The organism is Microcoleus sp. bin48.metabat.b7b8b9.023 (assembly GCF_013299185.1).
In the GTDB taxonomy this organism is placed as follows: Bacteria; Cyanobacteriota; Cyanobacteriia; order Cyanobacteriales; family Microcoleaceae; genus Microcoleus.
The window spans coordinates 1-25,058 of record NZ_JAAFKG010000081.1; the positions used below are offsets into that span (position 1 = coordinate 1).

The 25,058-nt window shown below is 45.4% G+C and carries 19 protein-coding genes and 1 pseudogene; 4 read left to right on the forward strand and 16 right to left on the reverse strand.

Annotation, left to right across the window (positions count from 1 at the left end; all coding sequences use genetic code 11):
• Positions 1–288: 288 nt before the first annotated feature.
• Complete coding sequence (locus tag QZW82_RS29700; RefSeq protein ID WP_293157153.1) at positions 289–1,521, reverse strand: methionine gamma-lyase family protein; 1,233 nt, start codon at positions 1,519–1,521, stop codon at positions 289–291.
• A gap of 80 nt (positions 1,522–1,601) precedes the next feature.
• On the opposite strand from QZW82_RS29700, the gene QZW82_RS29705 reads away from it, so the two are divergent.
• Together QZW82_RS29705 and QZW82_RS29710 are read left to right on the forward strand one after the other, a co-directional pair.
• Positions 1,602–2,414 (forward strand): acyl-CoA desaturase, encoded by an 813-nt coding sequence (locus tag QZW82_RS29705; protein ID WP_293157155.1) that lies wholly within the window; start codon positions 1,602–1,604, stop codon positions 2,412–2,414.
• 366 nt (positions 2,415–2,780) lie between these two features.
• The gene (locus tag QZW82_RS29710; RefSeq protein WP_293157157.1) at positions 2,781–3,608 is read left to right on the forward strand and encodes a fatty acid desaturase; all 828 of its coding nucleotides are present in this window, start codon (positions 2,781–2,783) and stop codon (positions 3,606–3,608) included.
• Between the two features lie 251 nt (positions 3,609–3,859).
• Here the strand turns inward: QZW82_RS29710 and QZW82_RS29715 are convergent, their stop codons facing one another.
• From QZW82_RS29715 to QZW82_RS29780, 14 genes and pseudogenes are all read right to left on the reverse strand, one after another.
• Entirely contained in the window at positions 3,860–4,576 is a 717-nt protein-coding gene (locus tag QZW82_RS29715; protein ID WP_293157159.1) for a hypothetical protein, read from the reverse strand.
• A 430-nt stretch (positions 4,577–5,006) separates the two neighbouring features.
• Positions 5,007–5,852, reverse strand: a complete 846-nt coding sequence (locus tag QZW82_RS29720; protein ID WP_293157162.1) for an ABC transporter permease — start codon at positions 5,850–5,852, stop codon at positions 5,007–5,009.
• Between the two features lie 229 nt (positions 5,853–6,081).
• Positions 6,082–6,993, reverse strand: a complete 912-nt coding sequence (locus tag QZW82_RS29725; RefSeq protein ID WP_293157165.1) for an ABC transporter permease — start codon at positions 6,991–6,993, stop codon at positions 6,082–6,084.
• Between the two features lie 205 nt (positions 6,994–7,198).
• A complete protein-coding gene (locus QZW82_RS29730) occupies positions 7,199–8,329 on the reverse strand; it encodes a spermidine/putrescine ABC transporter substrate-binding protein (protein WP_293157168.1) in 1,131 nt (376 codons plus the stop codon).
• 284 nt (positions 8,330–8,613) lie between these two features.
• Positions 8,614–9,744, reverse strand: coding sequence for an ABC transporter ATP-binding protein (locus tag QZW82_RS29735; protein ID WP_293157171.1), 1,131 nt, complete (start codon positions 9,742–9,744; stop codon positions 8,614–8,616).
• 185 nt (positions 9,745–9,929) lie between these two features.
• Positions 9,930–10,487 (reverse strand): DUF4340 domain-containing protein, encoded by a 558-nt coding sequence (locus QZW82_RS29740; RefSeq protein ID WP_293157174.1) that lies wholly within the window; start codon positions 10,485–10,487, stop codon positions 9,930–9,932.
• Positions 10,488–10,604: 117 nt separating this feature from the next.
• Positions 10,605–11,795, reverse strand: coding sequence for a transposase (locus QZW82_RS29745; protein ID WP_293157177.1), 1,191 nt, complete (start codon positions 11,793–11,795; stop codon positions 10,605–10,607).
• A 330-nt stretch (positions 11,796–12,125) separates the two neighbouring features.
• Positions 12,126–14,360: a Gldg family protein gene (locus QZW82_RS29750; RefSeq protein WP_293157180.1), complete on the reverse strand. Its 2,235-nt coding sequence runs from the start codon at positions 14,358–14,360 to the stop codon at positions 12,126–12,128.
• Positions 14,361–14,408: 48 nt separating this feature from the next.
• Complete coding sequence (locus QZW82_RS29755; protein ID WP_293157183.1) at positions 14,409–15,314, reverse strand: Rpn family recombination-promoting nuclease/putative transposase; 906 nt, start codon at positions 15,312–15,314, stop codon at positions 14,409–14,411.
• A 191-nt stretch (positions 15,315–15,505) separates the two neighbouring features.
• Positions 15,506–16,306, reverse strand: a complete 801-nt coding sequence (locus QZW82_RS29760; protein ID WP_293157186.1) for an ABC transporter permease — start codon at positions 16,304–16,306, stop codon at positions 15,506–15,508.
• A 1,753-nt stretch (positions 16,307–18,059) separates the two neighbouring features.
• Positions 18,060–19,004 (reverse strand): annotated as a pseudogene (locus QZW82_RS29765) (ABC transporter ATP-binding protein); the annotation flags it as partial.
• A 417-nt stretch (positions 19,005–19,421) separates the two neighbouring features.
• Positions 19,422–19,796, reverse strand: a complete 375-nt coding sequence (locus QZW82_RS29770) for a hypothetical protein (protein ID WP_293157189.1) — start codon at positions 19,794–19,796, stop codon at positions 19,422–19,424.
• A 188-nt stretch (positions 19,797–19,984) separates the two neighbouring features.
• Positions 19,985–22,102, reverse strand: a complete 2,118-nt coding sequence (locus QZW82_RS29775; protein WP_293157192.1) for a serine/threonine-protein kinase — start codon at positions 22,100–22,102, stop codon at positions 19,985–19,987.
• Positions 22,103–22,158: 56 nt separating this feature from the next.
• Positions 22,159–23,478: an NB-ARC domain-containing protein gene (locus QZW82_RS29780; protein ID WP_293157195.1), complete on the reverse strand. Its 1,320-nt coding sequence runs from the start codon at positions 23,476–23,478 to the stop codon at positions 22,159–22,161.
• Positions 23,479–23,667: 189 nt separating this feature from the next.
• Between QZW82_RS29780 and QZW82_RS29785 the strand changes: the two genes are divergently transcribed.
• Both QZW82_RS29785 and QZW82_RS29790 read left to right on the forward strand, forming a co-directional pair.
• Entirely contained in the window at positions 23,668–23,814 is a 147-nt protein-coding gene (locus QZW82_RS29785) for a hypothetical protein (protein ID WP_293157198.1), read from the forward strand.
• A gap of 50 nt (positions 23,815–23,864) precedes the next feature.
• Positions 23,865–24,776, forward strand: coding sequence for a peptidoglycan DD-metalloendopeptidase family protein (locus tag QZW82_RS29790; RefSeq protein WP_293157201.1), 912 nt, complete (start codon positions 23,865–23,867; stop codon positions 24,774–24,776).
• A gap of 95 nt (positions 24,777–24,871) precedes the next feature.
• Here the strand turns inward: QZW82_RS29790 and QZW82_RS29795 are convergent.
• A partial coding sequence (locus QZW82_RS29795; RefSeq protein ID WP_293155774.1) for an IS1 family transposase occupies positions 24,872–25,058 on the reverse strand: 187 nt, incomplete at its 5' end.

Genomic DNA, 25,058 nt, shown 5'->3' on the forward strand with positions numbered 1-25,058 from the left:
GACTCGTAAAATCTGGGCTTCTCGCTCTAAAATCGTCATGGCAAATTACGGGAAATGGCGGTACCTTCTCGTTTTAGCGGCTTTTCATCGCTCCTGTCATCTCCGCGAATAATTCATGACACTAGCGGAAAAATAAGTAGGTCGTTCTAATTAAATTAAGACGCGATCGCCGTTAGAGTCCCGACTTCACCGAAAAAGTCGGGACTTTGGGTATTCTGTTTGTTTACCCGTTGCTCAGGCAAGCTCAGACGAAATGTATCACTCAAAAACCACGGTTTTATACCAAACTTACTTGGCCGGCCCGACAGCCTCGATCGCAGCTTCCAGGGCGATCGACACATGAGTCCAATGAGTACCCCCTTGACAAAAAGCCACATATGGTTCTCGCAGAGGCCCGTCTGCTGAAAACTCCGAGGTACTGCCATCAATAAAAGTACCGCCAGCCATCACCAACTGACTCTCGTATCCCGGCATCGGCGCCGGCACCGGGTCTAAATACGAACCGACTGGGGAATTTTGCTGCACAGCCCGACAGAAAGCAATTAACTTATCAGCAGAACCGAATTCGATCGCCTGAATTACATCCCTGCGCCTCGCCAAAGGAATGGGATTCACCCGATAACCCAGCTTATAAAAAACATAAGCCGTCAAATGATTGCCCTTCATCGCCTCGCCCACAAACCCCGGGGCCATAAACAAACCCTGAAACAGCAAGCGGTTCAAATCAAAAGTCGCGCCCCCGCTGCTACCGATGCCGGGGGCTGTCAAGCGACAAGTTGCCGCCTCCACCAGATCCGCCCTCCCGGCCACGTAACCGCCCGCAGGGACGATCGTACCCCCTGGATTTTTGATTAAAGAACCCGCCATCAGATCTGCACCCACAGCAGTAGGTTCGCAATCATCAACAAACTCGCCGTAACAATTATCAACAAAGCAAATTGTGTTAGGATTCTGATGTTTGACTAGATCGACGATTTTTTTAATCTCAGAAATAGACAGACTCGATCGCCAAGAATAACCGCAAGAGCGCTGGATCAAAACCAGGCGAGTTTTTGTTGAAATAGCAGAGCTCAATGTCTGCCAATCCACACTACCTTCGCGAGTTAGAGGCAACTCACGGTAACTAATGCCGAAGTCAATAAGTGAACCTTGACCTTGCCCCCGCAAGCCGATCACTTCTTCTAAAGTATCGTAGGGAGAACCAGCCACTGCCAACATTTCGTCACCGGGACGCAGGATGCCAAACAGAGCACAGGCGATCGCGTGAGTACCCGAAACAAACTGTACCCGCACCGCTGCCGCCTCGGCCCCTACAACTTCGGCAAATACCCCGTCCAAAGTCTCCCGACCCAAATCATCGTGGCCGTAACCCGTAACTCCTGCAAAATGGTGGACTCCAACCCGGTGGCTGCGAAAAGCTTTTAAGACTCTTTGAAGATTTTGCTTGACTGTCGCGTCAATACCAGAAAAAATCTGAAAGAGTGCCTGTTCTGCTTCCTGTAGCCGTGAAACGCTATTCATCTATACCTCGCTCACCACTTGCGTGCGCGCTGTTCATTATGGCGTAGATGCGGCCCCTAGTTTGTAAACATAAGATATTCATGACGATTGTAACTTCCAAAAAAACTTCTCCTGATTGGCCTGTCATAGGCTTTATGGCCTTTCTGCACACCGGCGCTTTATTTGCTTTGCTGCCCGGTAACTTTAGCTGGTCTGCGGTCGGTCTAGCAGTATTCCTGCACTGGGTAACAGGTGGTTTAGGAATAACCCTCGGATTTCACCGTCTCGTCACCCACCGCAGTTTTCAAACACCGAAATGGCTCGAATACTTCCTAGTGATTTGTGGCACCCTGTCCTGTGAAGGCGGCCCGATTGACTGGGTAGGAATGCACCGGTTACACCACATCCATTCCGACACGGAAACAGATCCCCACGATTCCAATCAAGGCTTCTGGTGGAGCCACATGGGCTGGATGCTGTCAGATCTGCCGATCCGAGTTGAAATCCCCCGCTTTACGAAAGACATCGGCGACGACCCAGTATACAAGTTTCTCCAAGCATATTTTATACCCCTCCAAATTGTCTTCGGTGTGTTGCTTTATTTATTAGGCGGCTGGTCTTTCGTGGTTTGGGGCGTATTCATGCGGATTGTAGTGGTGTTCCACTGCACTTGGCTGGTTAATAGCGCTACCCACAAATTCGGCTACCGCACCTACGAGTCCGGCGATGGTTCGACTAACTGCTGGTGGGTGGCTTTGCTCACCTACGGCGAAGGCTGGCACAACAACCACCACGCTTTCCAATACTCCGCTCGCCACGGTCTCCAATGGTGGGAAATCGATTTGACCTGGATGACAATTCAACTGCTGCAATCGCTGGGTTTGGCAACCAAAGTGAAGTTAGCAGAAAAATAGGGCGATCGGCAATTTAGTCATTGGTTGTCGGTCATCAGTTCTGGACTAATGGCTCGTGACCAATGCCTAATCCTGTTTTTGCGATCGCTAAAGGTTGGGTTGAACTGAGATTGAATCATCTTGTGCGATCGACCCAACCAAAACCATAATCAGTTATAATAGATTTGAGAACAAAAAATTTTGTTTAGCAGCCAAAGTTTTTATTTTCATTCATTAAACCGTAAATCTTTTTCAATCCTCATCCTAAATCTATAATTCATTCATTTTTGATTCGTTTGGGCAAGTGTGCAGCAAGAAAGTTCACTGCTCAATCCAAACTTTTATGCGTGAATCTAGCTCGGCATCTCATCAGAAACCAAAAATAGAATGACAATAGCAACGCAAGAAAAACTCCAATACAATTGGAAGCACGTTATTAGTTTAGCAGGACTTCACATCGGTGCTTTGTTCGCACTGCTTCCCAGCAACTTCAATTGGACAGCAGTTGGTTTAACAGTATTCATGCACTGGATAACAGGCGGTTTGGGAATAACTCTCGGATGGCATCGTATGCTCACCCACCGCAGTTTTCAGGCACCAAAATTCGTAGAATACTTTCTAGCATTTTGCGGAGCCCTTGCCTGTCAAGGAGGAATAATTGATTGGGTTGGACTGCACCGATTGCACCACACCCACTCTGACCAAAATGCGATCGACCCTCACAATGCCCAAAAGGGTTTTTGGTGGAGTCACCTCGGCTGGATGCTATATAAAGGCCCGGCTCACGCTGAAATTCCCCGCTGTACAAAAGACATTGCCAGCGATCCATTTTACCGATTTTTGCAAAACTACTTTCTCCCGATGCAAATCGTCTTTGGCGTGTTGCTTTACTTCGTAGCAGGCTGGTCATTTGTAGTTTGGGTAATCTTTGCCCGCTTAGTTTTGGTATATCACTGCACTTGGTTTGTGAACAGTGCAACTCACAAATTTGGCTACCGCACTTACGAAACCGAAGATAGTTCTACTAACTGTTGGTGGGTTGCAGTTTTGACTTACGGGGAAGGCTGGCACAACAACCACCACGCTTATCAATACTCTGCCCGTCACGGTATGAAATGGTGGGAAATTGACTTCACCTGGATGACAATTCAAGCCTTGGAAGCAGTAGGTTTGGCTAGTAAAGTGAAATTACCACCTTCCCGAGCGGAAGGTTAGTTAGTTATTGTAGGGTGTACGCAGATTAATAATTTTTCTCCTGACGCACCTTACGGTTAGTTAGCACCTCTTAGTAATGTCGTTGCTCCCGTTCAATCCGTGTTGCGAACCTTTAAAACTTCTAGGAAAACCGATTCTTAACGCGGATTAACTCAGATATTTTCTCAATGCTATCAGGTGCGTCGCTATGAGATTGTCTATAGATCCCATTTGAGATCTTTAGTCAATGGCTAGACTTTTAAGGAATCGAATTAACCTAAAAAAGAAGTGTGCTTTTGGATAGCTGAGGAATTTTCTTTTGCATAGCTGAGGAGTTCGTGAGTCCACGACTCAAATAACCCAAAGACTTCATCAACGAGCTCCAGACAGCGGGTCTGAATCGCACCATTGAGGCAAATTTCTGAAATATCAATGCGATCGCTTCCTACCAAATGACCTGACTCTAGGTTAAAGTGAAATGCCCCGCAGTATCGCAATTCGATGTTGCGCCGCAACTCAATGGCTTTTGCCAGATCCTGCACGGTACTGAAAAGGACATTTCCAGTTTCTTCAATCGCCTCAATTATGGCAAGCCGTTCTACAGCACTTGCTGTAGAAATGAGAGCAGCCAGGCGGTAAGTTAGAATTCGATTTTGGCGTGTTTCGTCGCTCCACAAAAAACGCATCAGGTTCGTTGGAGTGCACCGATTATCGAAACCGAGTTTGGCAAAATCTTCAAGGTACCAAAGCCAATGGTGGTCGTCTTCATAGGTATGAATGTTCACCCGCTGCTGGTACTCATCGCTTGTCGGCTCGGAGCGCAGCATATATTTGTTGATATCCCCAAAACTCAGAATAAAATGCGCCATACACGGGTAAAAAGACAGCCGCTGTTCTTCAGATAAACTTGCATCCCGCATATATTGGAATAGTGGCAAGTTGGCGTAAGCCTCTTTGTGTTCTAATATTTTTGCGAGTACAATCTTCACAAGAACTCCTGATTTTTATTAAAATCTTTCCGCATTTTTGTATTATGGCACTGGCACATTATATCCGATATGGGTATTATCTAGTTTTGTTCACTGCCTAACAGCCGCCTGCATTAACATTCAGTCAAATCCGTTTTAGTATAGCACCTAATTTGAGTTCTTTAGTCGGTGGCAATGCTATCAGGTGCGTTGCTGTGAGATTGTTGATATTGAGTTGAAATTTTCTGTGGCGACGAACCCTACGACTATGACTTATAGGGAAATCGCTCCTTAACGCGGATTAACGCAGATATTTTCTCAATGCTATCAGGTGCGTCGCTATGAGATTGTCGATATTAAGTTAGAAATTTTCTGTGGCGACGCACCCTACGACTAATGACTAATCTACTAAGAGAGAGGGCGGGCACGGGGGCACCGCCCCTACTGACGACTAAGGAGCCTGTTTTTGGTCGCCCCTACCGCGCAAATATTCCGCTAAAAACGCCAATCCTCCCGAACCTACTATCAAGAGCACGCTCAGAGCATTAATATCAGGTTTTACACCAGTCCGAATCCGGCTAAAAATTTCCATCGGTAGAGTTGTAGTCCCGCTACCTGCGGTAAAACTCGCAATCAAAAAATCGTCCATGCTGAGCACAAAAGATAGCAGACAACCCGAAACAATTCCAGGTATTAATTGAGGTAGCAAAACCTGAATAAAAGCTTCAATAGGCGTTGCACCCAAATCCAAGGCAGCTTCTTCTAAATAAGGGTTTAAATCTGCCAATCTCGTAGAAACAGCTAGAGCAATGTAAGCCAGACAAAACACAACGTGGGCGGCAACAATTGTCCACAAACTCAGAGGAATAGCTAGCGCTGCTAAAAATACCAGAGTAGCAACCGCGCTCGCAATATCTGGAATAATAATCGGCAAGTAGGAAACTCCCTGATATAAACTTTTGCCGGGAAAGCGGTAGCGGGCTAAACCAACGGCCATTAAAGTGCCTAGTACCGCCGAGATGGCAACTGCACAAACAGCAACTGTTAAACTGTTTCTCAGGGCAATTAAAATCCGCGTATCGCTAAATAATTTAACGTACCAATCTAAAGTAAATCCTTCCCAGCCGGCGCTAAAACGGGATTTGTTAAAGCTGTAAAATGTGAGTACCAAAATTGGCAGGTACATATAAAAAAACATTGAAACGGTAAATATTGCCTGCCAAGAAATCTTAAATTTAGGTTTTAAGTACATATCGGGTTGTATTTCCTCCTGTGGATTGTCGGCGGTATTTTCCATATCTCGTTAATCGGGAATTGGTAATTGGTAATCGGGGAATTGGGAATTGGGCATCGGGCATCGGGCATCGGGCATCGGGCATCGGGCATCGGGCATCGGGCATCGATTTGAAGAGAATTTGTAGCAACTAATTAATGACTAATAACTAATAACTAATGACTGCTGTCAACTGTCAACTGTCAACTGTCAACTGTCAACTGTCAACTGTCAACTGTCAACTGTCAACTGACTAAACTGCATTACGATCGCCATATTTGAGTAAAAGTGCAATTCCGATACTCACTGCAAAGATTAATACCATACTCAGAGCCGAACCCAGCCCCCAATTTTGAGTCGCCCCCAAAAACTGATTGTAAATCAAACGAGCAGCCGTCATGCTAGAAGCTCCACCGAGCAACTCGGGATCGACAAAATCCCCCAAACAGCTAATAAATACTAGCAAAGAACCCGCCGCAATCCCCGGCATTGTCTGCGGTACTGTCACTTTCCAGAAAGTTTCTATGGGATTTGCGCCCAAATCCTGAGACGCTTCTAGCAATCTGCGATCGAGCTTTTCCAAGGAAGCGTAGAGAATGGTTACGATATAGGGCAAATAGCTGTAAGCCATGCCGATTAGAACGGCGGAACTTTGATTTAACAATTCTAGAGGAGGGATGCCCAAAAGTCCCAGGAGCGAGTTGAGAACGCCCGTAGGACGCAGAATTGTAATCCAAGCATACGATCGCAAAAGTGAAGAAGTCCACAGCGGCAACACAAAGCCCAACAAAGTTAAATTCCGCCACTTGGGCGAGACATTGAGCGCGATCCAGTAAGCGACAGGAAATCCCAGCAGTAAGCACAGAATAGTCGTTCCCGTGGCAAAAAAGAGCGATCGACCCATCACCTGCAAGTTAAGCGGCTCAAACACTCGCAGGTAGTTGCCGATTCCCGAAGGATTTACCAAATCTCCCGGCTTAATATTCGGTACCAAGCTAAGTTGAAAAATCACCAGAGTTGGTATTACTAATAATAAAACCAGGAACAAGCCTGAAGGGCCGAGCAATGCCAGCGGGCCTGTCCACTTTGACCATGGGGGGACGCTTTCAGGCTTGACTGGAGCAGTGGGAGGAATCGGAGGGGGAGCTTTGGTAGAAACAGCCATAAATAATAGTTTGGATTTTTTAGCGGTAGGGGCGAATTCACCAAAATCTTTAATTTCAAAGCCCGAATTCGTATAAACCCGCCCCCACCCAACGGTAAATCTAAATGTACGAGATCGACTTATTGTCGGAAAAATTGATGCGGGCGATCGACTCTGGGGGCGAGAGTCAGAGATTGTTGGTCAAATTTGCTCCTACAGGTTAGGGTTAACCAGCGGTTAATTTAGTCCAATAGCGATCGTACACTTCCATAAATTTCCCCACTGGAGCCACACCTTCACAATTTTTCAAAACAGCTTCCGAAGGGAAAAGAAGCTCGTTTTCGCGAACTTCCGGCGTCAGCAAACTATAAGCATCTTCCGAAGGAGTTGAAAAACTGAGCCTTTCTACTAGAGAAGCAGCGACATCCGCTTGCAACATAAAGTTAATCCACTTATAAGCTGCATCGGGATTGGGAGCACCTTTGGGAATTACTAAAGTATCAGTCCACAGAGAAGAACCGCTTTTTGGTACGACATACTTTAATTTGTCGTTATCTGAAATTACTTCATTGGCATCAGAAGAATAACACATGGCTATCTTCAAATCCCCCGTCAGCATTTGCGGCCGCCAAGCATCCGTGGTAAAAGATGCGATCGCAGGTTTGAGTTCCACCAACTTTTGGTAAGCTTGTTTAACTTGCTCTTGGTTCGTAGAATTTAGAGAATAGCCCAGCATTCGCAACGCAGCGCCCATGACTTCTCGAACATCGCTCGCTAGCGTCATTCGCCTTGCTAACTCTTTTTTGTGCTGCCACAAATAGCTCCAATCTTCTGGAGCTTCTTTGAGTTGTTCGCTGTTGTAAATCAAGCCTGTGGTTCCCCAGCTCAAAGGAACGCTGTAGCGGTTTCCAGGGTCGTATACAGGGTTTTGAAACTGTTTTTTTAGTCGATCGAGTCCGCCCAAAATCGAGTGGTCTAATTGAGTCAACAGCCCCAGTTCCGTCATCTGAACCACCATGTAGTCAGACGGGTAAATGATGCTGTAGGCGCGGCCGCCACCAGCTTGAACTCTAGCCAGCATCTCTTCGTTGGAGCTAAACACGTCGGCGACTACGCGAATGCCGGTTTTTTCAGCAAAGCGATCGAGCAAAGCTTTATCGGTATAGCCTGCCCAAGTATAGATGAAAAGTTGGTCAGCAGCACCTTTGACGGGAGGAGCAGATTGTACGTCTGCAAGCCGCCAGCCACAACTGGAAAGAGCTAACCCGGAAATTGTCGCCGCCGAATTTTTTAGGAACTGACGGCGTGTGGAATTAGCCGGGAAAATCCTGGAAATTGGTAGATTTGTCGGAGGCACAGATTCAAAGATTGGTAATGGGAATTGGTTATTGGTTATCTGTTATTGGTTATCTGTTATCTGTTATTTGTTATTTGTTATATCATGTCCGGTTAATCAGTTATCATTTGAGTGCGAGCGTCCCGCTCGCGAGCGAGACGCTCGCACTCAAAAATAAATATAAGCGATCGCTCGAACTTGATATTATTTGTTATTTGAACTAACAACGGACAACGGACAACTAACAACGGACAACTAACAACGGACAACTAACAACGGACAACTAACAACGGATAACTGACTAATTATTTTCGATCGCCCAACGCGAGACAATCAGTAGTTCCCCAGTAAGCATAAATCGGCGTGTGCGGGTCTGGGAAAGAGCCGCCCGTATTTGGTTGGCGCACCGTAATTTTATCGCCGGACGACAACTCAACCACGTAATGAACGTGGGTGCCCATGTACATAATGTTTTTGAGCCGCCCTTCAAAACAGTTGACCGACAATTCCGGCTGGTAGAGATTCAAATATACTTTTTCAGGCCGGACGCTAACCACCACAGAGTCACCGATGACGCCATTCCACATATCCGACTGCTGAACGATTATTTTCAGATTGGCGGATGTGCGAACTGTAATAGTCGATCGGTCGATCGCCTCCACCGTACCAGAAAACAAATTAGTATCCCCAATAAAATCCGCCACAAAAGCAGTCTGGGGACACTCATAAATTTCTTCAGGCGAACCAATTTGCTCAATCCTGCCCTCGTGCATCACCGCAATCCGGTTAGAAAGACTCATCGCCTCTTCTTGGTCGTGAGTCACCATCACAAAAGTCAAACCCAACTCTTGATGCAAATTCGACAATTCCAACTGCATCTGCTTCCGCAACTTCAAATCCAGAGCACCCAAGGGCTCGTCCAACAGCAGAACCGCCGGTCGATTTACCAGAGCTCTCGCCAAAGCCACCCGCTGCTGCTGGCCGCCCGACATTTGACCCGGAAACCTGTTGGCGAAAGATTCCATCTTCACCAATTGCAAAGCTTCCCGCACCCGTTCTTCTACTTCCGATTTCCCCAGCTTTTTAATCCGCAATCCAAAAGCAATATTGTCCCAGACATTCATGTGTCCGAACAGGGCATAGCTTTGAAACACAGTATTTACCGGACGGCGGTAAGCTGGAGTATTGGTCATCGACTGGCCGCGAATCATCAATTCGCCCGCCGAGGGAGTCTCGAACCCAGCGATTAAGCGCAGCGTGGTAGTCTTACCGCAGCCGGAGGGCCCGAGAATGCTAAAGAATTCTCCTTGACGAATGCTGAGGTCAACTCCGCGGACTGCGGTTTCGCCGTTAAATACCTTAAAGACCTTGCGGAGTTCAACGTCAAGCGCTGTATCCGTTGCTGTCGTACCTTGGTTGAGTGCTGTCTGAAACATATTCGCCCTTTCCTGGGAGTAATGCACGCCGCTTGAATACAGTTTAGATTTAGACTTTTCTGTATTTTAGGCGAGGAATGTTGGGAATTGAGAGGTTTTGGGATTTGTTCTTCAAATTCTATCTCAGCTTGCTCCGAGGCTATACCGAATGTCTTGTTTCTTACCAAATTCGATCGACCCAGCATCTATTGATTCTCAGGACTTGGCGTGGGAGAAGGTGTTTGCGGTTTCTCAGGTTTGGGTGTTTCTGCTTTTTTCCACTCAGACAAAGGTCGCTGGACAGCATTTTTAAAGTCAAAAGGTACCAGCAGGACTGGCAAAGTTTCGGCACTATTTTGAGGTGGCGCTTCCGCCGGGTTGGCTTGGGCGTACAAAAAGCGGCCGCTAAAGTCTGTTTTGCCTAACACTAGGCGGTGAGTTTCCTGGTTGTCCAGTTTGACTGTGACTGTGGCTTGCGGTTGGTCGAGGCCGAATTCTGGCAGTTGAGCGGCAGTAATATCTATTGTGCGATCGCTCTTTCCTGTTGCCAGCCTGTCCAGCAAAAAATCCACCGATGCCTGACTCGCGTGTGCTTGCACCGGCAATTTCATTTCCCAGCTAGACTTACCACCTTTCTTTGCATAAACTCGTTCAAAAGTCAAGATTTTTTCCGGAGTTTTGACTGTAAAGAATTGTACGCGATCGGACTTGAAAGTAAAAATTTTATGTTTTTCGTCCTTAGCCGCCTCCTGTTTCGGGGACACTTGCGTCTCGTACAAAGAAACCAACCCCGCCATAGTCAGCGCAACGGCTATCAATATAAATGTATTTTTCTGCAATTTCTTGACACTCCTAGGCCTAAAGGCGTGGGATTCTTTAATCTACGAGCCAACTTGCTTAGACAGGATTTCTCCAGCCAAAGTAGAGGTCGATTCTCCCAAAGCGTTACTTGCGTGGTTCGCAAAGGTTCCGGTATGCCCTACCGTACCCAATCCTCGACTCAGGATATTTCTAGCTGCGTTAAAATCTCTATCCATTACACAACCGCACTTACAAACATGGGTTCTCGTGGATAGTGTCTTCTTGACAATTGCACCGCAACTAGAGCATTCTTGGCTAGTATACTGCGGATTTACCGCCACCGTTACTTTCTCAAATACTTTAGCAAAGTATTCAATCCAAATACGGAACTGATACCAAGATGCGTCATTAATAGACTTAGCCAGACAATGATTTTTTACCATATTTTTAATCCTCAAGTCTTCGTAAGCTATCAAGTCGTTAGACTGAACTACGCACCTTGCAAGTTTGATTGCATGGTCTCTGCGTTGCCTACTTATTTTGAGGTGGCGTTTCCCTAAAATCTGTCTAGCTTTTCCTCTATTTTTTGAACCCTTAACTTTTCTATAAACACGACGACTAGAACGTTTGAGAACTTTCTCACTTTTTCGGAGGAATTTAGGATTTTCAACCATTACACCGTTTGAATCGGTGTAATATTCCTTCAAACCAACGTCTAATCCGATGGTATTTCCAGAAGGCTCTGTGTTTTCCTTTCGATCGACATCGACACAGAATTGGACATACACGCCGTCTGCACGTTTTACCAATCTTACCCGTTTGATTTGGGTGATTTGATAGAAATGCAAATCCCGTGTTCCCTTTAATTTGAGTTTACCAATCCCTTTTTTGTCGGTGAATTTGATTGACTTCCTGTCATCCGCAAGTTTCCATCCAGTTGATTTATAGTCAACTGAGCGACAGTTTTTCTGAAATTTGGGATACCCTTTTTTCCCGACAAGACCTTTTTTACAGTTGTCATAGAATCGGGAGATAGCAGACCAGGCTCTTTCAGCACTAGCTTGTCTAGCTTGAGAGTTAAGTTCGTCGGCAAATGGGAAATTTTTAGCCAGCACGGCACAATATTTGTTTAAGTCGTACTTATCTATTTTTCTATTGTCCATCCAATAGCGCAAACAGCTATTGCGGACAAATTGTGCTGTACGAATCGCTTCATCTACTGCTGCAATCTGACTCTTATTTCCGTAAGCTTTGAACTCAAAAACTAGCATGGCTTGGCCTCCTACCTTATGCTAGATCTTTCAGCACAAAGTTAGCTGGCATTGTAACAAAGGTTTACAACTAAAGCCGTCCTAAAAGGACGGGGTTTTAAACCCCGATGTCCTGATAATAATCGGGAATTCGGTATGGTCAGTCATTGTAGGGTGCGTCAGGGTTGAATATTTTGCTCTGTTACTAATAATTCCCTGCTGACGCACCCTACGGGAATTAGGGATTAGGAATTGGGAATTGGGAATTGGTTGAAAAACAATAAAGAGGCAAATAAATCCCTTACATCCGTTAAATCCCGTACATTGCTCGTTGCCGAACTTGCTTCAAAATTATCTTCTCTTCCACCAAATAGCGCCACCAATACCCAGTCCGAGTAAAGGCCAAATCAGCCAAGCTAAAACCAACAATCCTATTTGGAGCTCATTCATGTTAATGCGGCGGTTCGTAGCTTTTTTCGGGCTGATAGAAAAGCTTTGCTGGTCTGGTTTACTCAACCAACTCACTGAATTGAGAAACACATCGCTATTGAGTTGTTGGTCAAACCAACCGTTAGTCACAAATTGAGATGTACCAATTACTACCATGCGCGATGTTTTTGTAGGAGTTGAAGGCACAGAAGGAGTTGTGGTTGGACTGGGAGATGCTGTCGGAGATGTTGTTGGTGTTGGCGTGGGTGAACTTTCAGGAGATGCTGTGGGAGATGTTGTTGGTGTTGGCGTGGGCGAACTTTCAGGAGATGCTGTGGGAGATGTTGTCGGTGTTGGGGAAGTCGTTGGTAATGCTGGAGGTGTAGCTTCTTGGGAGACAATCACCGAATAGCTAATTGGGGAAGCTACGGGTGAAGTTGTCGGTGATGGCGAAGTTGTTGGCGATGGCGAAGTTGTTGGCGATGGTGAAGTTGTTGGCGATGGTGAAGTTGTCGGTGATGGCGAAGTTGTTGGCGATGGTGAAGTTGTCGCCGATGGTGAAGGTTTCGGCGAAGTTGTTGGTGATGGCGAAGGTTTGGGCGATGGTGAAGTTGTCGGCGATGGCGAAGTTGTTGGTGATGGTGAAGTTGTCGGTGATGGTGAAGGTTTCGGCGAAGTTGTTGGTGATGGCGATGGTTTCGGCGAAGTTGTTGGTGATGGTGAAGTTGTTGGTGATGGTGAAGTTGTTGGTGATGGTGAAGTTGTTGGTGATGGCGAAGTTGTTGGCGATGGCGAAGTTGTTGGCGATGGCGAAGTTGTCGCCGATGGTTGGGGTGAAGGCGTGACTGGTGTTGGTGAGGGTGAGGGGTTTAACGGAGTGATCTCAGAACCCGATCGCACCAAAGCCACACCTAATAATAACGGGCCTTGTCGATCGGTCTTCGGATCGAACTCCAATTTTTTAGTCGTCAAATCGCTTTCCGCCCAACTTTCCTGACTCGTCCAAATCAGGGGTTTTTCCTCTATCCCTACTACAGGCGAAGTTTCCAAAGCGCGTGCAAACGGATAAAATGAAATACCGCTACCGAAACTTTGAGTAATCGGATGTTCCCCGTAACGCCTGACTGTGGGAACCGTCGCGCCCAGGCCAAATTTTTGACCGGTACCCGAAGCATCGATGACCAAACGGCTGTCTAGTTTTACGCCCCATTCTTGCAAAAATTTGTCTAATCCCGTATTAATTGCCGGGTCTACCATTAAAAATAAACTGCCACCGCGATCGAGATAAGCTTTTAGTGCTTTAATTTCTACATCCGCAAAAGGTTTATCCTGTCCGGGAACAATTAAAGCATCTGCATCTTCGGGCACTTCTTTGCGTTCGCTCAAATTCAGGGTTTGAGAGTTATAGTATTTATCTTTTAGAGCTTTTTCAGCTTGCTGAATTCCCCCTTGACCTTCTTTCAGCGGGCGAGCTCCTTTGCCTTGCAAAAAGTAAACTGTAGGAGTACGAGTGCTGAGAATTTCTTCTAAGCCATTGGTAAGTTTGATCTCCGAAAGACCTTGATTCGGGTCACTACCAAAAGCAGTACCAGTTTTTTGCAGCAGTTGTTTTTTGTCACCGGATTGCAAGTAAATTTCTCCGATGCTGCTAATGCTAAATTCCTTGATTTTTCCCGGTTGGGCCTGGGGGTCAACAAACTCGTATTGAAACTTTTCGCCTCCCTCGCGTTTGTAGCTTTGCAGCAATTCTTTAATTTGCGGATTTTGGATGGGGTCAAATACCCAAACCTTGACTGTTTGTTGCAGGTTTCGCAGGATTTGTTGAGTCTGGGGGGCGAGGGTAAATTGTTGGCTTTCGGTTAAGTCGATGCGGAGGGGATAGCGAAAGGCTATGAAGTTAATTACTCCCAGAATCACAAAGACAGCGAGGGTAGCAATCAGGGCGTTGGTACTCGCTTGAGTGGAACGTCGTCCCCAAAAGCCTTGTTCGTAAGTCAACGATAGCAGCCAAAGTGCGATCGTCACTATTCCGGCAATAACTAAACCGACTGTCAGGGGTTCCCACGCTGCGGATACAAGTGCTGCTGTTAACCCCGCTGCGGTGAGGAGAGGGCCCAGCCAAAAAACGTATTTCCAATTTGTTTTGGTAATTTTCATAAGCTAAATATTGTTTGTGTGAGCAAATTCCGGTTCAAGAATTTTATTCTATATTGAGTTAGTCTGCTGCAACCAGGCTGTTAAATCTGAGAGACTGTTGAAATCCAGGACAGCATCTCCTAATTCTTCTAATTCCTGTAATCCTAATTGACGGATCGAGTTTTCTAGTTCCGGTTGGATTGTGCCTAAGCGTCGCACAAGTTGACGCAATATTAATGAGAGTTGAGCAGTTTTTGTCAGTTGTTCTCTTGCTACTTCTATCGCAATCTGCTGGTCTTGAATCCACTGTTCTTGGTTCTGCAACTCTTTTAATTCTTCTTGACTAAAATTGTCCTTGTTGGCAATTTTAAAAGCTTTCTGAATTTCGGGAACAGCACTCAGTGTTTCGGGGACTGTCTCCAGAATACTGGCATTTTGGAGAAAGTAAATCCATTGTTCAGATCCTGTTTCTAATTGTGCTAATTCTTTACTGAATTTTGGCAGCTCCACAAATACTAATTCTATTTCAGTATCTGGACAATCAAATTTTTGCTCTTTTTCTTTGAAAACAAACCTAGTCATAAATTCTGGCTGATTTTCAAACATTTCAAAGTCGGCAATTTTCAAGGAAGTTACTGTTTTTAGTCTTTCATAGCGTTCTTCTCCTGTTAATTGCCCGCTGTAGGCTTTGGCAGCATTGTACAACACTCTTTTCTCGAAGGAAGGCACGTTGAGCAGTTGAATTTCAATGAGGGCGATTCTGCCACCGTTAATTGTGGCTTTGACATCTAGGTGTGTGTCTGGGACTCCGAAAGTTTTATTTCCCGGTTGGGAGTCGATTATTTCTAAGTCTTTAATGACAGGCTGTGCTTCATAAAGGATGGCGTTTAAAAAATTAATGAGGATGTATTTGCTGTCGCTGGAACCGAAGATCTTTTTGAACGCAAAGTCGATTTTGGGATTGATAAATCTCATTGTTTGATTTACTTGGTAGAATCATTTACCCTGAAAATATAACCGAATGTTGAAGGAAGTTCGGCAACGGATTTTGTAACTGATGTAATGGATGGGCAAAAGGAATAAGTCAGTAGGCAGATTAATGCCCGATGTCCTGTTTGGCCGATGTCCTGTTTGCCCGATGCTTTTAGGCCCGATGCCCGTTGTTTTTAAGAACGCTGATATCGCAAAGCGTCGATCGACTGTGCTGTGAGAAATACTCCTAGAATGATGTAACTGGCAAAGATAATTATACTGCTAGTATCAAAAACTCCCTTGACAAGATTAGTGTAATGTGTTAGGAGTGAAAGCTGTCCTAATGCTGCTCCGAAGGGCCCGCCGATACCGACGGCGGCTGCATCGATTACCCACAGAAATAAGACTAGAGCGAAGGTGAGGATGGCGGATAAAATCGTGCTGTCTGTAAGGGATGAAATAAACATTCCGAGGGACAATATTCCGGCTGCTAGTAAGATTAGGCCGCCGTGTCCTAGCAGCACAACGCCGGAGGGTACGGGTGGGGTTGAGGAACTTAGGGCGATCGCCTCGCAGAAGAGCAGTGGCAACAACATTGTGGTATAAAATGTTAAAACGCCGAGGAGTTTGCCGGTAGCAACGACCCAATTGGTTAAGGGCGATGTGGCTAAAAGTTCTAAGGTACCTCGCTTGCGTTCTTCTGCGTAAAGTCCCATGGAGAGTGCTGGTAATACGAACAGTGAAAGGGAACCCATAATTCGCAGAAAAAGTTGCAGAAATTCATAGGCTATGTCGATCGCAGGTTCGGTAATTCCCATTCTATCTCGCTGGGTGATTTGGGGAATTAGGCCGTCCGGGGCGAGGAGAATGGCGATTAAAAAGTAGCCGGTGATCAGCCAAAAGACTGCTGCGATAGCATAGGCAAATGGTGATGCAAAATAGCTTTGCAGTTCTTTGCGGTAAATGGCGATGATATTACTAATCATTACTAACATTTAGGAATTGGGAATTGGTAATTGGGTATTGGTAATTGCTTCATTCTGAGTCGCCTCCCGGCAGTGTTTCGCTGTCGTTGCTCTCTTGTTGCTTTCTTTCTATTTTTCGCTTTCTGTTAACAGGTGGTTGTTCTCCTTGAGAATCGCTACTCGGTTGTGGCCTTTTTTTAACTTGCCGATTTTTGACAACAGGTTCGGATTTTGGTTGAGGAAGCTCGCTCGACTCTGCGATTTGGGCCACAGATTCGGCTTTAGCTTCGCTCGACTCTACGATTTTGGCAATAGGTTCTGCAACAGGTTCGGATTTTGGTTGAGGAAGCTCGCTCGACTCTGCGATTTGGGCAACAGGTTCGGCAACAGGTTCGCTCGACTCTGCGATTTGGGCAACAGGTTCGGCTTTAGCTTCGCTCGACTCTGCAATTTGGAGCACAGGTTCTGCAACAGGTTCTGCAACAGGTTCGCTCAACTCTACGATTTGGAGCACAGGTTCTGCAACAGGTTCTGCAACAAGTTCTGCAACAGGTTCGGATTTTGGTTGAGAAAGCTCGCTCGACTCTGCGATTTGGGCAACAGGTTCGGATTTTGGTTCAATCGACTCTACGATTTGGGCAACAGGTTCCGGTTGAGAAAGCTCGCTCAACTCTACGATTTCTGCAACAGGTTCCGGTTGAGAAAGCTCCCTCGACTCTGCGATTTGGGCAACAGGTTCGGATTTTGGTTCAATCGACTCTACGATTTGGGCAACAGGTTCCGGTTGAGAAAGCTCCCTCGACTCTACGATTTGGGCAACAGGTTCCGGTTGAGAAAGCTCCCTCGACTCTACGATTTCTGCCACAGGTTCCAGTTGAGAAAGCTCGCTCGACTCTTGTCTTTCGACAATTTGCAGAAATTCTGCAACTGATTGCATTTCTGGTTCTATATCATTGATTGTCTCTGATGTTTCTGCTTCTGGTTCTGATGCTGAGTGAGAATCATCAAGCGACTCTTGTGTTTCCGCTTCTGGTTCTGATGCTGGCGCAGCAAGTTCGATCGACTCTGGGATTTGAGCCACTTCCAGATTGTCTAAAATCGGTTCTGAATCAGAATGCTCGATCGACTCCACAGTTTCTACAACTGGTTCTGATGCTGAATAAGAATGCTCGCTCGACTCTGGGATTTGGGCCACTGCCAGATTGTCTAAAATCGGTTCTGAATCAGAATGCTCGATCGACTCCACAGTTTCTACAACTGGTTCTGATGCTGAATAAGAATGCTCGCTCGACTCTGGGATTTGGGCGACTTCCCGATTGTCTACAATCGGTTCTGAATCAGAATGCTCGATCGACTCCACAGTTTCTACAACTGGTTCTGATACTGATTCAGAATGTGCGATCGACTCCACAGTTTCTACAACTGGTTCTGATACTGATTCAGAATGTGCGATCGACTCCACAGTTTCTACAACTGGTTCTGATACTGATTCAGCATCATAGAGCGACTCTTGCCTATCTGACTCTAGTGTTTCTAAAACTGGTTCGTCGGATACTGGATCAGCATCATAGAGAGATTCTTGCCTATCTGAAACTGGTTCGTCGGATACTGGATGAGTATCATGGAGAGATTCTTGCCTATCTGAAGCTAGATTTTCCAGAATGGGTGCTGATTCCGATTGATGAGAGTCGGCGATCGAGTCTGGAATTTCTGTCGCTGCTTCCAGATTGCGATCGACCTCCGGTTCGCTGTGAACCAGGCTTTCTTCCGGTTTCTTTTGGGCCGCTGTCAGCCGTAAAAACACATCTTCCAAAGTAGCGCGATTGCGGCGCATTTCGCAGAGTCCGAATCCTGAGGCGATAATAGCTGCGGCGATTTCTCGTCCTGGTTCCACCTCCGATTCGCATTCTGCCCGCAGGCGGTAGCGACTGGCTAAAAATTGCTGGCTGGGAATCAATTCGATCGATCGAACTCCCGGCACGTTTTCCAAAGAAGGCAACAGCAGACTGTTGAGCAAATCCGCCTCACCTTCTACTTCGACTTCGTAACCTTCCCCGGCGGCCAACTCTCCCATCAAACGTTCGGGAGTACCAGCGGCGACGATTTGACCGCGATTGATGATGGTGACGCGGCTGCAAGTCATGCTGACTTCGGGCAGAATGTGGGTAGAAAGGATAATAGTGTGTTCGCCTGCAAGACTTTTGATTAAGTTGCGGACTTCGATGATTTGTCGGGGGTCGAGGCCGACGGTTGGTTCGTCCAGGATAATGACGGGGGGATCGTGGACGATCGCCTGTGCAATACCAACTCGTTGCCGAAATCCTTTAGAAAGTTTGCGGATTAAAACTTTGCGTTTATCAACCAGGCCGCAGCGTTCGATCGCGGATGTGACACGTCGGGCGCGATCGCCTGCAGGTACTTGCTTGATCCGCGCCACAAAAAATAGAAACCCTTCCACGCTCATTTCTGGATAAAGCGGCGGGTTTTCTGGCAGATAGCCGATCCGCTGTCTGACAGCCATCGAATTTTCGTGAACGTCGAGCCCAGCGATCCGGGCGGTACCGCTGGATGCCGGCAAATATCCCGACAAAATCCGCATGGTTGTGGTTTTGCCGGCGCCGTTGGGCCCCAAAAACCCAAGTATTTCTCCTGCTTCGACCGAAAAAGACACGTCCGCGATCGCTGCGGTCGAACCGTAAGTTTTGCTTAAGTGTTCTACTTCAATCATTTGTCAAAGTCATGTCGATTTTAGGTTTGAGATTTGAGATTTGAGATTGACTCTGCCAACCACAGGCGGGACGCCTGTTCCACAACCACAGGTGGGTTAGAGCCGATTTCTCACATTAGCCTGCCAGAAACCCAATCTATCACAACTGATGATTGTACTTGGAAGCGGGACACTTGTTTTAGGTCGATCGTCTGGCTCCGGTTATAGTTGAGCTTGTCATTGCTGGTTGGAAAATTCTCACTGAAAAACAGGCAAGATGCTTGTTCCACAAATAAAAAAGTGAATTTTGTTGTGGTCATTCTGCCCGTTTTGGATCGTATGGCGGGCGATCGCGTTACAAGAGAACCGCAAAATCTGTCAAAGTACCGTCTTACGAACGATCGAAGCCAAGCATAATTTCACTTTAAAAAACCCATGCTACGAACAGTTAGTAAGCGATGCCTTCTTCTGCCCCGTCTTCTTCCACAGACTTCTTTCCAATCCCCAGCCTGCTAAACCCGACTTTTTCCAACTCAAGGGGGCTACAAAAGTGCCGACTTTTCTATACTGAAAAACTTGGGCTTCCCTGACATCATATGAATAGGTTAAGTTAATCAAGTGACAAACGGAGTTAATCAATGCGTTTTGGATTTTTAAGTTTTGGTTTGCTGGTTCTCTCAGGAGCGATAATTGCCGTAGATGTCGCACCTTCTTTAGCAGCAGCAAGCGCCCAAACAAACAGAGAGTTGTCACAATCGCAGGCACAAGAGCGATCGCAGCAGCTAATTGCCTCCTGTCGCTGCACTCCCTCAAGCTGTAGTTGTAGTAGCCGTCCTACTCGTCGTAGATAGGATAATTAGCAGCTATCGAGTGACTGCTGTTTTTAGATAGTTGAGGATTGGGCATAAAAGAATAGTCTTTTTTCAGTCCAATCCTCTGTTTGTAGAACTTAATTGGTAGATCGATTCACCAACAAACTTGCTTGCTGCTACTAAGCTTTATTAATGAGAAATACTCCAAATCCTAACAAAACTATCTGGGCCGCCACTGGCAAGAGTCTGCCCATCGGGGCTAAAAGCAACAGAATAAACCCAGTTTGAATGTCCCGTGAGAGTTTGCAATAATTCGCCAGTATCCAGATTCCAAAGTCTAATGGAGCTATCATAACTGCCGCTTGCCAGAGTTTTCCCATCCGGGCTGATAGCAAGACACCAAACCGAGCTCAGATGTCCAGTAAGAGTGCGCTGCAATTCCCCTGTTTTCGGATTCCACAGTTTAATACTATTTTCAGCAGTACCGCTAACTTCGTTCCTGCCACTACTGCTAATAAGGGTTTGACCGTCAGGACTAAAAGCGACAGACAAAACTTGCGCTGAATGTCCTTTAAGAGTGCGAATTAATTTCCTACTATTCAGACTCCACAACTTAACAGTCAGATCGTCACTACCGCTAGCAAGGGTTTTGCCATCAGGATTAAAAGCGACCGAAGTAACGTGGTTAGTGTGTCCGTAAAAAGTATAAAGCAGCTCTCCTGTATTAACACGCCACAGTTTGATTGTTTTGTCATGGCTGGCACTAGCGATAGTCAAACCATCAGGGCTAAAAGCAATCGATCTAACATCGCTAGAATGACCTTTGAGGGTGCCCAAAAGCATCCCAGTATCTAGATTCCACAACTTAATAGTTGTGTCCTTCTCACTTTTCCCATCCTCCTCCAGTTGCGGCCCGGTAGCCAGCAATTTTCCATCCGGACTGATTGCAACCGACCAAAGCTTTGATGAAGCTCTAGATAGTTTTTTAATGACTTTCCCTGTACGCCAATTGTAAAGTTCGATCGGTTCATCGTAACTACCTCTGACAAGCGTCTGTCCGTCAGGGCTAAAAGCAACTGAGGTGACTGCATCAAATACTTCCGAACCTCCTTTCAAGGTGTTGACTAGAGAAAGATTTTTTAAAGGTGCAGGAGATTGACCTTGTAAAGGAACAAATTTAGGTAAAATTAATACAGTAACGCAAGCAAATGCTGTTATTCCAATTCCGACTAATGCTTTCTTAGTTCTAGCTAATGACTTCAGCCACTTTCTTTCAGTATTCAGCGGGCTAATTCCCCGTAACTCAGTCTGAGGCACTGCCGACAACCCTTCTCCACCAAGGCATTCAATCTTAGCTACCGCCTGTAAAATTGCTTCGGGATTTTTCGGTCTATTCTTGGGATAGAAAGCCATCAGCTCATCAATTAAATCTGCCAGCAATTCCGAAATTTGTGGTGCTTTATCTCGCCAAATCACCTCTTCATATAGCTCGTCTTCAAGGTCAGATGGATTTTTTCCTGTTAAAAGAAACACGAAAGTGCGTCCCAAGGCGTAGAAATCGGATTGAGGCAGCGCTTTGCCTTTTATTTGCTCCAACGGGGCGTAGCCTGGTGTATATATCTTTGTCACTTCCCCCTCATTTTCGTTAGCAATTTTTGGAAGGTAAGTGTTTGTGACTATCCGCACTGCTCCAAAGTCTATTAACACCAGTTGACCATCAGGTTTTAATATAATATTTGCGGGCTTAATATCTCGGTGAAAATAATGCTGCTGATGCAAGTAAGCCAGAATATTTACCAGTTGCTTTAACCAGTTAATTGCTTGTTGTTGGGTGATGGGTTGATAATCTCTCTGCTTTAGCCACTGCTGCAAATTATGACCGTAAATTTTCTCCATCACTAGACAGTAAAGCGTGTTTTCTCCTTCTCGATCTAGAAAATATCCGTCTGGTTCTACTTTAGGAATTCCTGGATGCTCTAGTCGTATTAAGACACTAGCCTCTCGCTCAAACAAGGATACTGATATTTGTTTTTGCTGCAAGTTTGAGCAATTATCAAAATGCAGAACTTTGAGAATTTTTGGCCTCCCTCGCTCATCAACAATATCAAAGATTTTGCCAAATGCTCCGGGAGGATCCAAATCTAACTCTTGCACAATACGATAGCGATTTTGAAGTCTCAATCCAGGCTGAAGCATGGCAGATAAAATATGCTTTATTTCAACACTTAGGACAGTTTTCGATCGCCAAAAGCGTAGGATTGTGGTTTCAGGGCGATCGAGAACGAGGGCAACGCTAACAAAGCACACTATAGGCTTTCGGGAAAATCAAGGATTTCAGACTACGACCTAAAAATTGTTATTTGTTACATACAATAATGATTAATAACATATTTCCTAATTACAGGCTGTAGCCTAAACGAGTCTTGACCGATTTCGGTTTCGATCAGCGATCGCCAACTCAATGACTCCAAAATATTCATTAATGTTGAGCTAGATATATCCGACGAAATCTCCGCTCGCAATTGATTAAAGTCAACAGACTTGTTAAGTATAGCTAATTGACACATTACTTTTATTTCTAAATCAGTTACACGTTCAAACATCTGAGATAAAACTACCTCTATTTGACCTCCTATAAAGACCGTACCTGTTTTAAGAAAATCAGAAATCTTACCAGCAAATAAAGTAATAATTGTTGCAGAAATCATCCATATTGCTAACGGATTTCCTTCGTACCTTTCAATAAAATCATTCCATTCTTTTTCTTTTACTAGCCCTCGTTCGAGAAGAATTTGCTGTGCGGCTTCATTTTTCAAGCCACTCACTTTATGAGAGCGAACAAGGCGAGTTCTATTTTCTAATAAGGAAATGTCGATAGATTTTTCTGAAGTTGTCAATACCAAGCAGCTTTTATGGTTCAATTCACCTACTTTTTTGAAAAATCTACCGTAATCCTGATATCCGTCTCGATATCTGCCAGCCAACAAACCTGTTTCCATAATTGTCTCGACTCCATCAATTATTACCAAACATCGGTGCGCGTTGAAACACTCGATCGCTCGCGAGATGGCATCAGAAGGTGTTTCTGGTAAATTTGTTTCCTCTTGGCTACAGATAAATCGGATGATGTCTTTGAGGACGGTATGTATGGGTGGAGTGCGATCGAGACTTCGCCAGATAATGAAATCAAAATCATTTTGAATTTCTTGTGCCAGTTTGACAGACAGACACGTTTTGCCAATTCCCCCCATGCCCAACAGTGCCACCAGCCGGCAGCCGTCTGTTACAATCCACTGCTTCAGTGCGGTCAATTCTTCTGTACGTCCGTAGAAAACAGAGACATCAGGGGCTTCCCCCCAATCTTGTCGAGAACGGGCGATCGCGGATTCTGGCAATTTTTCGGGCAGTTGGAGAGTTGGTGGGGAGCGATCGTCTTCTGCAAGTATATTCTTAAAGCTTTTTTTCCTAACCTCTTTCCCCAGTGCAGATGACAGCAGTTGCCAGAATTCGGAACCTAACTCCTTAGCATAACTCAGGTTGCAGTTACATTCACTGGCAATTTGCTCGTAAGTCTTATCTTCTAATACCTTACGAAATATGTTTTTTTGCAGATCGGTTGGGGATCTCCCCGTCCGAACACGAAAAGACGCCTCTGCAAGTTCTAACGCAGTGTCAACGTTCATATTTGGGAGTTATGCAAAAATCATAATTCAGTATAACCCATTTTCCGATCGCCCTACTTTTTCCAACTCTTGCCGACAAACTCAGCCAAAAGCGACTTTTATCGACAAAATTGAGCTGTAAAACAACCCACTTTACCAGACTGAAAAATTATTGGTTTTGAAACAACATAGTAAATGTCAAGTCAATCGATGAAAACAGGAGTAACGATTGTGCCTTTACCGACAACCGACCAACAGTGGGATTTAGAAAGTGGAGATGGCTGGCTATTTGATGATAATTACAGTAGGGGGGGGGTAAGCTTACTGGTCTTATTAAAGAAGCCTCACCAGAAGTAAAACAAATCTCTAGGGAATTGTCTCAAAAACTGGTTGGATTCTCCGCCCCAATGAGTGCTGGTTATGCCTACGAATACAGCGGTGCTAATGGCAATCCCTACAATGGTAATAATGTCTCCCACGCTGGGATTGATTATGTAGTTGGTGCAAACGTAAATGTCTCAGCGGTAGTTCCCGGAAAAATTATTAATGTTGTATCTTATGGTGCAACAGGGCAATTTGTGACAGTAGAAGGTAATGATGGAAAGCGCTGGATCTATGGGCACATCCAAACCAGCAAGAGAGCTGGAGATTCTGTGAATATTGGAGATCCGATCCTCGGTACAGTCAAAAACCAAGGTAGGAACACTCATCTCCACATAGAGGTTCAAACTTCACCTTTTGATTCCAGTATTATTGGTGGAATTCCCTATCAAACAAAAGGAAGTCGGAATTTTGTTCTAACCAATACAATGAGTCCACTTCAAGCCTACTCGGAGTGGAAAAATGGTGGCGGTGCTCCTGTAAACACAAAAAGGGGCACAGAAGGGGACGATCGCATTAGTGGAGGAGCCGGCAACGATACTTTAATCGGTTTGGGTGGCAATGATACCCTGTACGGCGAAGCTGGCAATGATTCCCTCATTGGCGGCAATGGAAATGATTACCTTGACGGCTATGCCAGTTATGTCAGTCGCGAATTTGACACTTTAACCGGTGGAGCTGGTGCAGATACTTTTGTACTTGGCAATGCACGACAAGGAGTTTTATATCAAGGCGACGGTAATGCAATTATTACAGATTATTCAAGTCGAGATGACTACATCCAACTCAAAGGAAGCGCTAGCGACTATCAGTTAATCCGTCAGGGTTCTGATACCGTAATTTCCTTGAAAAACGGAGATAGGATTGGTATTGTTCAGGGGATAACAGACTTGAGCTTAACTGCCCGACCGGGAAGAGTTGATTTCAAATTTGTCTGATGTTGAGTTTCTTGATTTCTTCTCACCATTAATATCGAAGGTAAAAGAGCGATCCCAAGATTTCATACAAGCGATCGCTTTATGGCGTTGCTGAATCAAGGTATGAATGCTCCAGGAATGGGAATATCGTCAAACTTCAAGTAATGTATTAATAATTTAATAGAATGCTTGAGCATTTCCTCACATTTAGAATAACAAAGAGTCTTGCGATGTAGTCTAGCTAGATAATGCCTTAGTCTTGTATTTTCCCCTTCTACTCTGGTCATATAAGTCTTGCTAATA